Consider the following 14,422-nt stretch of genomic DNA (forward strand, 5'->3'; position numbering starts at 1 on the left):
CGACCGGCCCGATGCGACCGGCCGCGAGCCGGTCACTGGACGCGTTGGCGGCGGCCCGTACAGCCTTCGACGCCGGCGACTACGAGGGGGCCGCGCTGCGTTCGTCCGAGCTGGTCGCCCAGCCGGGTGTCCCGGACGCCGTGCAGGTGGCCGCGTACACGCTGCTGGGGCAGGCCAGGCTCAACCGGGCCGACCCGGTCGCCGCTGCGGGGCCGCTGCAGCGCGCCGTCTACCTCGACCCGATGGCCGGGGACGCGCACTTCCTGCTGGCCGTGGCGCTGTCCGGCAGCGGGAAGCGGGCCGCCGCGTCGGCGTCCTACCGGGCCGCGGCCATGACCTTGCCGCAGGTACCGGCCGAGCGGGCCAGGCGGATCCTGGACGGGCGCCGTGTGGACGAGCTGGTGCAGTTGTGCCGCCGGCTGGCCGATGACACCGGTGGTGGGCGCGAGGGAATCCGGAGGGGCGCGTGAGCGGGTACGTCACCTTCTCGATGGACGGGCGTGAGCTGGCCGCCTCGCTCGACCAGGTCCGGGAGGTCGTCCGGGCGACCGGGATCGAGCAGCTGCGCGGGGTCCGCGCCCCGGTCACTGGCCTGCTCGAGCTGCGCGGGCAGCCGCTGCCGGTCGTCGACCTGCGCTCGCCGGCCGACCCGGGGGCGCTCGGTGACGTGCTCGTCCTGATCGACGGAGTGACCGACGGGGTGCACGGCTCGATCGGCCTCGCCGTCGACAAGGTGCTGGCCGTGGTGGACCCGGAGGCGCTCACCGGTACGGCCGAGCCGCCGGCCAGCGGGTTGCCGGGGTACGTCCTGGAGGTGCTGCGGACGGCGGACGACGAGCAGCGGGCGGTGTTCCTAGTCGACCTGTACGTCCTCGCCGGGCTCGGCTCACCGGCCGGCCCCGCGTCGGCCGCGCGGCGCTGACCTCGAGGTCAGACGTACCGCTCGAGGATCGACGACTCGGCCAGCCGGGACAGGCCCTCGCGCACGGTCCGGGCCCTGTTCTCACCCACGCCCTCGACGGCCTGCAGGTCGTCGATGCTGGCCGACAGCAGCTTCTGCAGGGTGCCGAAGTGCTCGACCAGCCGGTCCACCACGCTGGCCGGCAGTCTCGGCACCCGGGCCAACAGCCGATGCCCGCGCGGGGCGATCGCCGTGTCGAGCGTCTCGTTGGCGCCGCCGTGCCCGAGGGCCCGCGCCACCACCTGGAGGTCCAGCATCTCCACCGAGGTCAGCGAGTCGAGGTCGGCGAGCACCTGCTCGACGTTGCGCTGCCGCCGGCCACCGCCGGCCGGGATGTAGTCGCGGGCGACCAGGGTGCGCTCGTCCTCCACGCCCGCTATCAGCTCGTCGAGCTGCAGGGCGAGCAGCCGGCCGTCCGAGCCCAGCTCGACGACGTAGCCCTCGATCTCGCCGGCGATGCGGCGCACCATCTCCAGCCGCTGGGCCACCGCCACGACGTCGCGCACCGTGACGAGGTCCTCGATCTCCAGCGCGGACAGGGTCCCGGAGACCTCGTCCAGGCGCATCTTGTAGCGCTCCAGGGTGGCCAGCGCCTGGTTGGCCCGGGACAGGATCGCGCCGGAGTCCTCGAGCACGTGCCGGCGGCCGCCCAGGTACAAGGCGATGATCTGCATGGACTGGCTGACCGAGATGACCGGGTAGCCGGTCTGCTTGGCCACCCGCTCCGCGGTGCGGTGCCGGGTGCCGGACTCCTCGGTGGGGATGGACGGGTCCGGCACCAGGTGCACGTTCGCCCGCAGGATCCGGGTGGCGTCGCGGTCCATGACCACCCCGCCGTCCATCTTGGCCAGCTCACGGAGGCCGGTGGCGGAGAACGTCACGTCCAGCTCGAAGCCCCCGCTGCACAGCGACTCGACGGTCTTGTCGTAGCCGAGCACGATGAGCGCGCCGGTCCGGCCGCGCAGGATGCGCTCGAGCGCGTCCCGCAGGGGGGTCCCGGGGGCCACGGTCGCCAGGGTCTGCCGGAGGAGGGTGTCCGCCCGTTCCCCCGTCCTGTCACGCTCGACCGCGCTCACGGATCCCTCTCTGCCGACTGAAGATCGCTGCGAGTCTAGCCGTGGCCCCGGCCGAACAGGGTCTCGAGTGCGGTCCGGAGGTCGCTGACCTCCACCACCGACACGCCGTCCGGCACCGGTCCGGGGTCGGCCGGCACCAGGGCCCGGCGGAAACCCAGCCGGGCCGCCTCGGCCAGCCGACGCCGGACGTCGGTGACCGGCCGGAGGTCGCCGGACAGCCCGATCTCCCCCACGGCCACGACGTCGGTCGGCAGCGGCCGGTCCGCCGCGGCGCCCGCGACGGCGAGGGCTAGCGCAAAGTCGGCGGCCGGGTCGGTCAGCCGTACCCCGCCCACCGTGGACGCGTAGACGTCGGACCGGCCCACCTGGACACCGCCCCGCCGCTCGAGGACGGCGAGCACCATGGCCAGCCGGGCCGAGTCCAGGCCGGAGGTCGCCCGCCGCGGCGTGGCCAGCTGGGAGGTGGCCACCAGCGCCTGGACCTCGGCGACCATCGGCCGGCGACCCTCGAGGGTGACGGTCACACAGGTGCCGGGCACCGGCTCGGGCCGGCGGGACAGGAACAGCCCGCTGGGATCCGGCAGGCCCTCGATGCCGCCCTCCTGCAGGTCGAAGCAGCCCACCTCGTCGGAGGGGCCGTAGCGGTTCTTCACGGCCCGGACCATTCGCAGCCGCGAGGTCCGCTCGCCCTCGAAGTGCAGCACGACGTCGACCAGGTGCTCGAGCACCCGGGGGCCGGCGATCGAGCCGTCCTTGGTCACGTGGCCGACGAGCACGGTGGCCATCGAGCGCTCCTTGGCCACCCGGGTCAGCGCGGCCGCGACCGAGCGCACCTGGGTGACCCCGCCGGCGCTGCCGTCGACCTCCGCGCTGGCCACGGTCTGCACGGAGTCCAGGACCAGGAGGTCCGGCCGCACGGTGTCCAGGTGGCCGAGCACGGCGGCCAGGTCGGTCTCGGCCGCGAGCAGCAGCCGCTCGTCGAGCGCCCCGATCCGCTCGGCCCGCAGCCGCACCTGGGCGGCCGACTCCTCGCCGGTCAGGTACAGCACCCGGGCGCCGTGCTGGCGGGCGTGGGTGGCGGCCACCTCGAGCAGCAGGGTGGACTTGCCCACCCCGGGCTCGCCGGCCAGCAGCACCACGGCGCCGGGGACGAGCCCCCCGCCGAGCACCCGGTCCAGCTCGCCGACCCCGGTGGAGCGGGTCCGCGCCGACTCGACGTCGATCTCGGCGATCGGCCGGGCCGGCGCGCTCACCGGTCCGGCGGCCACCTGGTGCAGCCGGACCGCACCGACCTCCTCGAGGGTGCCCCACGCCTGGCACTCGCCACAGCGCCCGACCCACTTGGTCGCCGTCCAGCCGCACTCGGCGCAGCGGTAGGTGGGGCGGGGCGCTGCCGCCGACGTCTTGGCCATGCCCAGGAGCGTACGGGCCCGGACCGACACGGCCGGGGAGCCGCGACGAGCAGCCAGTCGGGCGGCTAGACGAGGTCCGGGTCGGCCGGGTGGGCGGCCACCGTGGGCCGGCGGGCCAGGTGCGCCTCGCAGTGCCGGACCAGCTCGGCGCACCCGAGCGGGCCCATCAGCGCCTCCAGCTCGGCCGCGTTGGAGACGTACACCGGCTCGGCGCCGACGTGCGCCTCGGTGGCCCCCGAGCAGTACCAGTGCAGGTCGTGGCCGCCGGCGCCCCAGCCGCGGCGGTCGTACTCCTGGATCGAGACCACGAGCAGCTGGCTGTCGTCCGGCCGGGTCACCCGCTCGTAGCTGCGCCGGATGGGCAGCTGCCAGCACACGTCCGGCTTGGCGTGCAACGGGTGCTGCCCCTCGCTGATGGCCAGGTTGTGCAGCGCGCAGCCGGCGCCGCTCGGGAAGTCCGCCCGGTTGAGGAACACGCAGGCGCCGTCCACCACGCGGGTCTTGCGGGCGCCCTCCTCGTCGGTCTCCACCAGCTTCTTGGTGCCGTGGTGCTGCCACTCGGCAGGGCTGAGCCGCTTGGCCCACCGCAGCGTCCGCTTCTCGTCCTTCTTGTCCGAGAAGTGGGCGCCGAGCGTGCAGCACCCGTCGTCCGGCCGGCCGGCGATCACCCCGGCGCAGCCCTGGCCGAAGATGCAGGTCCAGCGCGAGGTCAGCCAGGTGAGGTCGCAGCGGAACAGCTGCCCGGCGTCGGCGGGGTCGGGGAACTCCACCCAGGCGCGGGGGAAGTCGAGGGCTACTTCGGGCACCGGGCCAGCCTAGGTGGTGGCCCGGGCGATACCGTCCGGGTATGCGCCTCGGCGTCCTCGACGTGGGTTCCAACACCGTGCACCTGCTCGTCGTGGACGCCCACCCCGGTGCCCAGCCCGTGCCGGCGTACTCACACAAGACCGAGCTGCGGCTGGTCGAGCTGCTCGACGACGACGGCCGGATCTCCACGTCCGGCGCGGACCGGCTGCTGTCGTTCGTCGCCGAGGCCCTCGAGGTCGCCGACGACAAGGGCGTGGAGAGCCTGCTCGCGTTCGCCACCTCCGCGGTCAGGGACGCCGCCAACGGGGACGAGGTGCTGCGGGCCGTGCGGGCCCAGACCGGCGTCGAGCTGCACGTGCTCTCCGGCGAGGACGAGGCCCGGCTGACCTTCCTGGCCGTGCGGCGCTGGTACGGCTGGTCGTCCGGCCGGCTGCTGGTCCTCGACATCGGCGGCGGGTCCCTCGAGGTCGCCACCGGCAGCGCGGAGGAGCCGGACGCCGCCTACTCGGTGCCGCTCGGAGCCGGGCGGCTCACCCGGGCCCTGCTGGGCAGCGACCGGCCGACGTCCGCCGAGGTCAAGGCGCTGCGCAAGCACGTGCGGGCGCTGTTCGCCCGCGACCTCGGCCGGGTGATCAGGGCGGGGACGCCGGACCACGTGGTCGGCACCTCCAAGACGTTCCGCTCGTTGGCCCGGATCACCGGTGCGGCGCCGTCCGCGGAGGGCCCGTTCGTGCGGCGCTGCCTGCGGCACGCCGACCTGCTCGAGTGGCTGCCCAAGCTGTCCGCCATGTCCCCGGCGGAGCGGGCCGCCCTTCCCGGGGTCTCGGCCGGCCGCGCGGGTCAGCTGCTCGCGGGCGCGCTGGTGGCGGACGCGGCGATGGACCTGCTCGGCGTGCAGGAGCTGGAGATCTGCCCGTGGGCGCTACGTGAGGGCGTGATCCTGCGCCGGCTGGACGCCCTGGCCTGAGCCGAGGCCGAGGCTGCCCAGTTCGCCCACCGGGTGCACGTCGACGTGCGGCAGCAGCCGGTCCAGCCAGCCGGGCAGCCACCAGTTGCGGCGGCCGAGCAGGACCATGGTCGAGGGCACCAGCAGACCGCGGACGATGGTGGCGTCCACGGCCACCGCCACCGCCAGGCCCACGCCGAACATCTTGACCACCGGATCCGGGTAGAGCACGAAGCTGGCGAAGATGGCCACCATGATCAGCGCCGCCGAGCTGATGACCCGGCCGGTCGCTCCGAGGCCGCCGCTGACCGCGGCCGTGTTGTCTCCGGTGAGCAGGTACCGCTCCCGGATGGCCGAGACGAGGAACACCTCGTAGTCCATGGACAGGCCGAACAGGACGGCGAAAAGGATCAGCGGCACGTAACTCTCCACGGCGACCGCCCCCGGCAGCCCGAGCAGCCCGGCGCCCCAGCCCCACTGGAACACCGCGACGAGGGCGCCGTAGGCGGCGCCGATCGAGACCAGGTTGACGGCGGCGGCCTTCAGAGACACGACCGGGGCCCGGAAGGCGAGCAGCAGCAGCAGGGCGGAAGCGGTGACCACGGCGAGGATCACCAGCGGTAGCCGGCTGGCGATGCGGTCGGTCAGGTCCACCGTGCCTGCGGTCTGGCCGCCCACGTGCGCCACCGCTGCGGTGCCGGCGAGAGCGTGCGGCAGTGTCCGGGTCCGCAGCGTGGTCACCAGCCGGGCCGTGGCCGGGTCGGACGGCGCCGTCGTCGGGGTCACCTGCCAGCGGGCCACCGTTCCGGCCGGGTCGAGCTGGGCCGGGCTGACGGCCGCAACCCCTGCTGTGGCCGCCAGGTCGCGGGTCACGGTCGTCATCGGGTCGGCCGCTGCGGATCCGACCGGCGCAGATGTGGAGACCGTGACGAGCAGCGGCCCGTTCGCGCCGGGGCCGAACCCCGAGGCCAGCAGGTCGTAGGCCTGTCGGGAGTACTGGCTGGTCGGCGAGGAGCCGGCGTCCAGCTGGCCGAGCTGGAGTGTCAGGGTTGGGGCCGCGAACGCGCCGAGCAGCAGCAGGCTGCCGACGAAGACCGGCCAGGGCCGGCGCTCCACCTTGGCGGCCAGCCGGCCCCAGCCGGACTCGTCGTCCGGCCGCCGGCGGGTGTGCGGGCGCAGCCGTTCCCCGGCCAGGCCGAGGACGGCGGGCAGCAGGGTGAGGGCGGCCGCGACGGCGACAAGGACGGCGAGCCCGGCGTCCAGACCCATGATCCCGACGAGGGGCAGTCCAGCCAGCCACAGCCCGGCGAGCGCGACGACCACCGTGCTCCCGGCGAACAGGACGGACTTGCCGCTCGTCGCCGTCATCGTGGCCACGGCGTCCGGGACCGGTGCCCCGGTGGCGAGCATCCGCCGGTACCGGGTGAGGCCGAACAGGGCGTAGTCGATGCCCACGCCCAGCCCGATCATGGTCGCGAGCGTGGCCGCGACCGATGGCGTGTCGATCGCGTGCCCCAGCAGGCCGATCGCCCCGAGCGAGAGGGCCACCCCGACGAGCGCCGTCAGCAGCGGCACCAGCGCGGCCAGCCACGACCCGAACGTGAGCACCAGCACGACCGCGGCGACCGCGAGCCCCAGGGCCTCGCTGCGGTGCGTGTTGGGCCGGTCGAGGGCGTCGGCCAGCGCTCCGCCCGGGGTCACCGTGACGCCCGCCTCGGTGGCTGGCTGTGCCGCGTCGAGCACCTGGTGCACCAGCGCAGGGGTCAGCTGGCGGCCGGACACGTCGAAGGTCACGGCCAGGTACCCGATGGTGCCGTCCGGGCTGAGCTGGCCCTGGTGGCCCCGCTCGTAGGGGGTCGACACCGAGGTGACGTGCGGAACCCTGGCCACGCGGGCGGCCGCCTGCTCGACCCCGGCCTTCGGGGCGGGGTCGGTGAGCCGTCCGCTGCGCACGTGCAGCACCACCGGCTGGGCCGGGTTGGCCGTCGTCGGGAAGGCTGCGGCGACGGTGTCAAGGGCGGCCTGGCTGTCGCTGCCGGGGATCCGGACCGTCTCCGTGGTGGCCCGGCCGAACACCGCGACGGCGGCCAGCACGGCGAGCAGCGCGAGCAGCCACCCGGCCAGCACCAGCCGGCGGTGCCGATAGCTGCCCTCGCCAACCCGGCCCAGCGGGGAGTGCGCGGCGTCAGCGGCGGGGTCGGTGGTCACGAAGGCTCCTCAGACTGGCGGAACGACCGTCCTGTACGGCCGTACGGTGAGTACTGTGCGCGTGGCAACGGGTCCGGTCAATAGGAGGCCACCGCATGGCGACGGACAGGCGGGAGCAGATCCTGCTGGCGGCGCGCGAGCTGATCCTCGAGCGCGGCTACGAGGGCACCTCCTTCGCGGCGATCGCCGAGCGTCTCGGGGTCTCCAAGACCGCGGTGGCCTACCACTTCCACCCCAAGGAGACGTTGCTGGCTGCCCTGCTGCTCCCGGGGCTGCGGGACATCCAGGCGCTGCTGGCGGAGCCGGCCGATCGCGGCGCCGCGGGACGTCGGCGGTTTGCCTCCTCCTACCTGGAGGCGCTGCTGCTGCATCGCGAAGTGATCGGCGTGCTGGTCAACGACGTCTCGGTGGTCGACCACCCGCATGCCGGACAGGTGCACGCGCTGCGGGACCGGGTCCTCGACCGGATCGCGGCCAGCGGGTCCGCGGCCGATCGCGCCCAGGCCTGGGCGGTGCTCGGGGCGGTGCACATCGGCGTCCTGCGCACCCTGGACGAACCAGTCGAGACGGTCCGACCGGTGCTGCGCAAGGCGGTCCAGGCGATCATCGGCCGCTGATCGCCCGTCGTCATGCGTAGCGCAGCAGCAGGTAGGGCACGCACAGCGCGACCGAGCCGACGGCCACCGGTGGGCCGGAGCGGGCGAACTGGCCGAAGCTGATCGGGTGCCCGTACTGCCGGGCCAGCCCGATGACCACGATGTTGGCGCTGGCCCCGACCGCGGTGCCGTTGCCCCCCGGGTCGCCGCCGAGGGCCAGCGCCCACCACAGCGCGCCGTCCTGGCCCAGCGCCGGGTTCGCGGCGATCAGCGAGGAGACCACGGGCGTCATCGCCGCCACGTACGGGATGTTGTCGACGAACGCCGAGATCACCGCCGAGGCGACCAGCATCACGACCAGCGGCACCGCGACGTTGCCCCCGGTGGCCGCGGCCACGTGCTGGGCCAGGCGGTCGATGACGCCGGTCTTCGCTAGCGCCCCGACCAGGACGAAGATGCCCGCGAAGAACGCCAGCGTCTCCCACTCCACCGCGTCCAGGTAGGTCTCGGGTCGGGCGCGTGAGATGAGCACCAGCAGCCCGGCACCGGAGAGCGCCACGATGGCCGGCTCGGTGTGGATCACCCCGTGCAGGACGAACCCGGCGAGCACCATCGCCAGCACCAGCAGGCTGCGCCACAGCAGCGGGGCGTCGGTGATGGCCTCCCGCTCGGCCAGGGCCATCACGTCGGCCACGCTCGCCTCGCTGCCGCCGCCCAGGCTGCGGCCGAACAGCCAGCGGGACGCGACCAGGAAGACGACGAACACCACCACCACGATCGGCAGCATGTGCACGAGGAAGTCGTTGAAGGTCAGGCCGGACCGGCTGGCAATGATGATGTTGGGCGGGTCGCCGATCAGGGTCGCCGCGCCGCCGATGTTGGAGGCCAGCACCTCAGCGACCAGCACTGGGGCGGGCAGCATGCCCGTCCGGTCGCAGACCAGCAGGGTCACCGGGGCGAGCAGCACGACCGTGGTCACGTTGTCGAGGAACGCCGAGGCGACGGCGGTGCAGACCAGCAGCAGCACGAGCACCCGGAACCGGTTGCCGCGGGAGCGCCTCACCGCCCAGATCGCCAGGTACTCGAAGATCCTGGTCTGCCGCAGGATGCCGACGATGACCATCATCCAGAGCAGCAGGACCAGGACGTCCCAGGCGACTCCGGTCTGCTCGAGTAGAAGGCGTCCCGGGTCGTGACCACCCCCGACGCCAGCACGACGACGGCACCGCCGAGGGCGGCCGCCACCCGGTGCACCCGCTCGGTCCCCAGCAGCACGTAGACGCCGACGAACACCGCGAGCGTCAACCAGGCGGCCACCAGCCGCCCACCCGGGGAGCATGGCCGACAGCAGCCGGCTCGCGGTGCCACGCCGATCAGGTGGCCGCCGGCGTCGAGCACCGCTACCAGCGGCGACCGCAGTGAGTCCATGACGGTGGCCGTCTCGGCGAGGGTGTCGTCGTCGCGCACCGCGGGGATCGGGGGCGGCGGCTCGGGCAGCGCGGTGCGCACGGTGGCGCCGGACTGTGCCTGGGCGAACCGGTCCGCGTGCTCCTCGTCCACCACGTGCGCGAGCGAGGGCTCGGCACGCAGTTAGGGCGGCAGGAAACAGCCAGATCAGCTGGGCCTCGGTGAGCAGGGTCACCGGCTGGCCGGTGTCGTCGACGACGACCGCGCCGTGCGTGGTCGCGTCGGCGACCAGCGCCGGGCCGTCCAGCCGGACGACCGGTGCCGGTTCGGCGATCTGGCCCGCGCGCACGACGGCCAGCCTAGGTGGCCGGCGGAGCACCCGGGCCGCCTACGCTGGACGGGTGAGCGAGGTGGTGCGGGTCCCGCGCGCTCGGGTGGCGCTGTCCACCACGTCGACGTACCCCGAGTCGACGGCCTCGGCCTTCGAGCTGGCCGCGCGGCTGGGCTACGACGGGGTCGAGCTCATGGTGTTCCTCGACCCGGTGAGCCAGGAGATCGACGCCGTCCGGCGGCTGTCCGACCACCACGGCGTCCCCGTGCTCGCCGTGCACGCACCCTGCCTGCTGATCACGCAGCGGGTCTGGGGCACCGACCCGTGGGCCAAGCTGGTGCGGTCGAAGGAGGCCGCCGAGGCGCTGGGCGCCTCCACCGTCGTCGTGCACCCGCCGTTTCGGTGGCAGCGCGAGTACGCGCGCAGCTTCGTGACCGGCGTGGGGCGGATGTCGGAGGAGACCGACGTGGTCTTCGCGGTGGAGAACATGTACCCGTGGAAGGCGGCCAGCCGCGAGGTGGCTGCGTACCTGCCGGACTGGGACCCCACCGACGAGGACTACGAGCACATCACCTTGGACCTGTCGCACACCGCGGTGTCCGGGTCGGACGCGCTGGCCATGGCCGAGAACCTCGGGGACCGGCTGGCGCACCTGCACCTGGCCGACGGCTCCGGGTCCAACCGGGACGAGCACCTGGTGCCGGGCCGCGGCGGCCAGCCGTGCGTCCCGGTGCTGGAGCGGCTGGCCAGGACCGGCTTCGACGGCACCGTCGTGCTGGAGGTGTCCACCCGACGGGCGGCCAACCGGGCCGAGCGCGAGGCCGACCTCGCGGAGGCGCTGGCCTTCGCGCGGCTGAACCTCGCGTCCGCCGTCCCGCCCCCCGCCCCGGCTCCATGATCACTGCGCGCGGTCAGATTGCGCCCGGCAGCGGCAGTCGCTGACCGGAGACGGTGATCAAGCTGACATGTGGCCTCGCCGAGCGGCCCTTGACAGCCGGCCCGCGGCGGAGTCGAGTGATCAACGTGGGCGTTGACGACGACCTAGCGGTACGGGTGCGTGGTCTGCGGGTGGTCCGCGGCGCCCGGGAGGTGCTGCACGGGCTCGACTTCGACGTCCGCAGGGGCATCGTCACCGGGCTGCTCGGCCCCAGCGGTGGCGGCAAGTCCACCCTGATGCGGGCCATCGTCGGGGTGCAGGCCATGGTCACCGGGACCTGCGAGGTGCTCGACCTGCCCGCCGGCAGCCCACCGCTGCGCCGCCGGATCGGCTACGTCACCCAGGCTCCCTCGGTGTACGCCGACCTCACGGTGGCCGAGAACCTGCGGTACTTCGCCGCCGTCCTGGGGGCGCCGCGCACGGACGTCGACCGGGTGCTCGAGCAGGTCGACCTCGCCGACCAGCGCGACCAGATGGTCCGCGAGCTGTCCGGCGGCCAGCTGTCCCGTTCGTCGCTCGCGGTGGCCCTGCTCAACTCACCCGAGCTGCTCGTGCTCGACGAGCCCACGGTGGGCCTCGACCCGGTGCTGCGCCGCGATCTGTGGAGCCTGTTCCACCGGTTCGCCGACGCCGGCGCCACCTTGTTGGTCTCCAGCCACGTCATGGACGAGGCGCAGCGCTGCGACCGGCTGCTGCTGGTCCGGGACGGCGAGATTGTCGCCGACGAGACCGAGGCCGAGCTGCTGGCCCGCACCGGCACCCCCACCGTGGAGGCCGCATTCCTGGCCCTGGCTGACCGGCTCGAGAGTGGGGGCGCGGCATGACCGCGGCCCTTCGGGCGACCACGGTCCGGGTGCTGCAGCAGCTGCGCCACGACCACCGCACCGTCGCGCTGCTGCTCGTCGTCCCCAGCATGCTGATGGGGCTGCTCGCCTGGATGCTCATCGACCACCCCGGGGTGTTCGACCACTGGGGCGCCGCGCTGCTCGGGGTGTTCCCGCTCATCGTCATGTTCCTGGTCACCTCGGTGGCCACCCTGCGCGAGCGGACCAGTGGCACCCTGGAGCGGCTGCTCGCCATGCCGATCAGCCGTGTCGACTTCCTGCTCGGCTACGGGTTCGCGTTCGGCATCGCGGCCGCGATCCAGGCCATCGTCATCTCGGTCATCGCATTCGGGCTGCTCGGGCTCGACGTCGCCGGCCCGATCTGGGCGGTGCTGCTGGTCGCCGTCCTGGTCGCCGTGCTGGGCACCGCACTGGGCCTGTTCGTCAGTGCCTTCGCCCGGACCGAGTTCCAGGCCGTGCAGTTCATGCCCGCGGTGATCATCCCGCAGCTGCTGCTGTGCGGGCTGGTCGCCCCGCGGGCCACGCTGCCTCGGCCGCTCGAGCTGGTCTCCGACGTGCTGCCGCTCAGCTATGCCGTCGACGCGATGCAGCGGCTCACCGTCGAGACCGGGGTGGGCAGCCACACCTGGCTGGACATGGCGGTCATCGCGGGTTTCATCGTCGCCGCGCTGGCGCTGGGAGCGGCCACGCTGCGGCGTCGGACGCCGTAACCTGGCGCCGCGGCCTCGCGGTCGCGCACCACTGAGCCGAGAAAGGTGCCTTCGTGATCGGGCGATTCCTGCTGTCCCTGTCCAGGAGCGACAAAATCCGAGACCTGGCGATCTCCGCGCCGGTCGCCAGGGACGTCGTGCGCCGCTACGTCGCCGGTGAGACCGCGGACGACGCGGTGCGGGCCAGCAGCGAGCTGGCCGCCGACGGCCGGCTGGTCACCCTCGACCACCTGGGCGAGGACACCACCGAGACGGCCCAGGCGGCCGCGACCCGGGACGCCTACCTGCACCTGCTGCGGATGCTCGGCGACGCCGGCCTCACCGACCGGGCCGAGGTGAGCGTGAAGCTGTCCGCGGTCGGCCAGGCGCTGTCGGGGGACGGCGAGAAGGTGGCGCTGGAGAACGCGCGGGCGATCTGCCAGGCCGCCCAGGACTTCGGCACCACGGTGACCCTGGACATGGAGGACCACACCACCACCGACTCGACGCTGGGCATCCTGGCCGAGCTGCGCCAGGACTTCCCCGGTACCGGGGCGGTGCTGCAGGCGTACCTGCGGCGCACCGAGTCCGACTGCCGTGACCTGGCCACCGCCGGCTCCCGGGTGCGGCTATGCAAGGGCGCCTACAAGGAGCCGGAGTCGGTGGCCTACCAGTCTGTCGCGAAGGTGGACCGGTCGTACGTGCGCTGCCTGCAGGTCCTGATGAGTGGCGCGGGCTACCCGATGATGGCCACCCACGACCCGCGCCTGGTCGAGATCGCCGGGGCGCTGGCCGTGCGGCACGGCCGGGCCAAGGGCAGCTACGAGTTCCAGATGCTGTACGGCGTGCGCCCGGACGAGCAGCGCCGACTGGCGAGCGAGGGGGAGCGGATGCGCGTGTACGTGCCGTACGGCGACGAGTGGTACGGCTACCTGGTCCGCCGGATGGCCGAGAAGCCGGCGAACGTCATGCTGTTCCTGCGCTCGCTCGTCTCGGGGTCCTGATGACCCGCGTGGCGGTGCTCGGCGCCGGGGTCATGGGCGAGACGCTGCTGTCCGGCCTGCTGCGGGCCGGACGCCGGGCCGAGGACATCGTCGTCGCCGAGCGGCGCCCCGAACGGGCCGCCGAGCTGGCCGAGCGGTACGGCGTCGAGGTGCTGTCCAACGAGCAGGCGGCCGCCGCCGCGGACACCCTCGTCCTCGTCGTGAAGCCGCAGGACATGGGCGGTCTGCTGGACGAGATCGCCCCGCAGGTGCGGCCCGGTGCGCTCGTCGTGTCGCTGGCCGCCGGCATCACGACGGCGTTCCTGGAGGAGCGGCTGCCGGCCGGCAGCCCCGTCGTCCGGGTGATGCCGAACACCCCCGCGCTGGTCGACGAGGGCATGGCCGCGATCTCCCCCGGATCGCACTGCGACGAGGCGCACCTGGAGGAGGCGGAGGCGCTGCTGGCCAGCGTGGGCAAGGTGCTCCGGGTGCCCGAGAAGCAGCAGGACGCCGTCACGGCGATCTCCGGCAGCGGCCCCGCGTACATCTTCTTCGTGGTCGAGTCGATGATCGAGGCCGGCGTGCACCTGGGGCTGCCCCGGTCGACGGCCACTGAGCTCGTCGTGCAGACCCTGGTGGGTGCCGGGAAGATGCTCCGCGAGACCGGGGAGCACCCCACGGTGCTGCGCGAGAACGTCACCTCACCGGCCGGGACGACGGCCGCCGCGATCCGCGAGCTGGAGAACCACAAGGTGCGTGCCGCCTTCCTCCGCGCCATGGAGGCCGCCCGGGACCGCTCTCGCGAGCTGGCGCAGGGCTGACCGGCGGGCACTCCCGGCAGCCCGGGTCTCGACCGCCCCGGTGCCTGACCCGGCAGCCTGACCGGCCGAAACCTACGATGACCGGGTGGTCATCACCCGGCGTGCCCTGACGGCCGCGGTCGCGCTTGCGGCAGCCGGGCTGCTCGCGGCGTGCAGCGGGAGCCAGCAGCAGGACATCGGGGTCGCCACCGTGGGCCTGGCCACCGTCACCGAGGTGGTCGAGGCTCCGGCGAACGTGGTGGCCAGGGCCACCGCCGAGGTGACCGCGCCGGCGTCCGGTCGGGTCATCGCGATCGAGGTGAAGGACGGCCAGCAGGTGACCGCAGGCCAGGTGCTGGTCCGGCTGGTCAGCCCGCAGGCCACCGCCGCGCTGGCCCAGGCCCAGCAGGCCGACGCGGCGGCC

At 73.8% G+C, this 14,422-nt stretch carries 14 protein-coding genes and 1 pseudogene; 10 read left to right on the top strand and 5 right to left on the bottom strand.

Features of this window, described 5'->3' with window-relative positions; all coding sequences use genetic code 11:
* Both VIM19_07740 and VIM19_07745 read left to right on the top strand, forming a co-directional pair.
* On the top strand, nucleotides 1–470 hold a 470-nt coding region (locus VIM19_07740; GenBank protein HEY5184779.1), incomplete at its 5' end, for a BTAD domain-containing putative transcriptional regulator.
* The gene (locus VIM19_07745) at nucleotides 467–922 is read left to right on the top strand and encodes a chemotaxis protein CheW (GenBank protein ID HEY5184780.1); all 456 of its coding nucleotides are present in this window, start codon (nucleotides 467–469) and stop codon (nucleotides 920–922) included. The genes VIM19_07740 and VIM19_07745, both read left to right, overlap by 4 nt.
* An 8-nt stretch (nucleotides 923–930) precedes the next feature.
* Here the strand turns inward: VIM19_07745 and disA are convergent, their stop codons facing one another.
* The 3 genes from disA to VIM19_07760 all read right to left on the bottom strand — a co-directional run bounded on the left by disA (nucleotide 931) and on the right by VIM19_07760 (nucleotide 4,255).
* Nucleotides 931–2,037 carry a DNA integrity scanning diadenylate cyclase DisA gene (disA, locus tag VIM19_07750; GenBank protein HEY5184781.1) on the bottom strand — a complete coding sequence of 369 codons (1,107 nt, stop codon included), beginning with the start codon at nucleotides 2,035–2,037 and terminating at the stop codon, nucleotides 931–933.
* Nucleotides 2,038–2,072: 35 nt separating this feature from the next.
* Entirely contained in the window at nucleotides 2,073–3,449 is a 1,377-nt protein-coding gene (radA, locus tag VIM19_07755) for a DNA repair protein RadA (GenBank protein ID HEY5184782.1), read from the bottom strand.
* A gap of 65 nt (nucleotides 3,450–3,514) precedes the next feature.
* Entirely contained in the window at nucleotides 3,515–4,255 is a 741-nt protein-coding gene (locus VIM19_07760) for a hypothetical protein (protein ID HEY5184783.1), read from the bottom strand.
* Nucleotides 4,256–4,296: 41 nt separating this feature from the next.
* Here VIM19_07760 and VIM19_07765 point away from each other — a divergent pair, with 41 nt between their 5' ends.
* The gene (locus tag VIM19_07765; GenBank protein ID HEY5184784.1) at nucleotides 4,297–5,223 is read left to right on the top strand and encodes a Ppx/GppA phosphatase family protein; all 927 of its coding nucleotides are present in this window, start codon (nucleotides 4,297–4,299) and stop codon (nucleotides 5,221–5,223) included.
* Here the strand turns inward: VIM19_07765 and VIM19_07770 are convergent.
* Complete coding sequence (locus VIM19_07770) at nucleotides 5,179–7,410, bottom strand: MMPL family transporter (GenBank protein ID HEY5184785.1); 2,232 nt, start codon at nucleotides 7,408–7,410, stop codon at nucleotides 5,179–5,181. The genes VIM19_07765 and VIM19_07770 overlap by 45 nt on opposite strands.
* A 95-nt stretch (nucleotides 7,411–7,505) precedes the next feature.
* Here VIM19_07770 and VIM19_07775 point away from each other — a divergent pair, with 95 nt between their 5' ends.
* Nucleotides 7,506–8,027 (top strand): helix-turn-helix domain-containing protein, encoded by a 522-nt coding sequence (locus VIM19_07775; GenBank protein ID HEY5184786.1) that lies wholly within the window; start codon nucleotides 7,506–7,508, stop codon nucleotides 8,025–8,027.
* 10 nt (nucleotides 8,028–8,037) lie between these two features.
* On the opposite strand, the pseudogene VIM19_07780 reads toward VIM19_07775, so the two are convergent.
* Nucleotides 8,038–9,323: pseudogene (locus VIM19_07780) on the bottom strand (ArsB/NhaD family transporter).
* A gap of 500 nt (nucleotides 9,324–9,823) precedes the next feature.
* Here VIM19_07780 and VIM19_07785 point away from each other — a divergent pair.
* The 6 genes from VIM19_07785 to VIM19_07810 form a co-directional block, all read left to right on the top strand.
* Nucleotides 9,824–10,642 carry a sugar phosphate isomerase/epimerase gene (locus VIM19_07785; protein ID HEY5184787.1) on the top strand — a complete coding sequence of 273 codons (819 nt, stop codon included), beginning with the start codon at nucleotides 9,824–9,826 and terminating at the stop codon, nucleotides 10,640–10,642.
* Nucleotides 10,643–10,767: 125 nt separating this feature from the next.
* The gene (locus VIM19_07790; protein ID HEY5184788.1) at nucleotides 10,768–11,505 is read left to right on the top strand and encodes an ABC transporter ATP-binding protein; all 738 of its coding nucleotides are present in this window, start codon (nucleotides 10,768–10,770) and stop codon (nucleotides 11,503–11,505) included.
* Entirely contained in the window at nucleotides 11,502–12,236 is a 735-nt protein-coding gene (locus tag VIM19_07795) for an ABC transporter permease (GenBank protein HEY5184789.1), read from the top strand. The genes VIM19_07790 and VIM19_07795 overlap by 4 nt, the downstream gene beginning before the upstream one ends.
* Before the next feature lie 53 nt (nucleotides 12,237–12,289).
* Nucleotides 12,290–13,219 carry a proline dehydrogenase family protein gene (locus VIM19_07800; GenBank protein ID HEY5184790.1) on the top strand — a complete coding sequence of 310 codons (930 nt, stop codon included), beginning with the start codon at nucleotides 12,290–12,292 and terminating at the stop codon, nucleotides 13,217–13,219.
* The gene (gene proC / locus VIM19_07805; GenBank protein HEY5184791.1) at nucleotides 13,219–14,019 is read left to right on the top strand and encodes a pyrroline-5-carboxylate reductase; all 801 of its coding nucleotides are present in this window, start codon (nucleotides 13,219–13,221) and stop codon (nucleotides 14,017–14,019) included. Before VIM19_07800 ends, proC begins: the two co-directional genes overlap by 1 nt.
* Before the next feature lie 85 nt (nucleotides 14,020–14,104).
* Nucleotides 14,105–14,422 (top strand): biotin/lipoyl-binding protein (locus tag VIM19_07810; protein ID HEY5184792.1); only part of this gene is annotated, 318 nt, incomplete at its 3' end.

The organism is Actinomycetes bacterium, assembly GCA_036510875.1.
GTDB lineage: Bacteria > Actinomycetota > Actinomycetes > Prado026 > Prado026 > DATCDE01.

What these genes read in the sequence shown, in the direction of transcription:
- radA (HEY5184782.1), bottom strand. Translation starts at nt 3,449, where the DNA reads ATGGCCAAGACGTCGGCGGCAGCGCCCCGCCCCACCTACCGCTGCGCC.
- VIM19_07765 (HEY5184784.1), top strand. Translation starts at nt 4,297, where the DNA reads ATGCGCCTCGGCGTCCTCGACGTGGGTTCCAACACCGTGCACCTGCTC.
- VIM19_07775 (HEY5184786.1), top strand. Translation starts at nt 7,506, where the DNA reads ATGGCGACGGACAGGCGGGAGCAGATCCTGCTGGCGGCGCGCGAGCTG.
- VIM19_07795 (HEY5184789.1), top strand. Translation starts at nt 11,502, where the DNA reads ATGACCGCGGCCCTTCGGGCGACCACGGTCCGGGTGCTGCAGCAGCTG.
- proC (HEY5184791.1), top strand. Translation starts at nt 13,219, where the DNA reads ATGACCCGCGTGGCGGTGCTCGGCGCCGGGGTCATGGGCGAGACGCTG.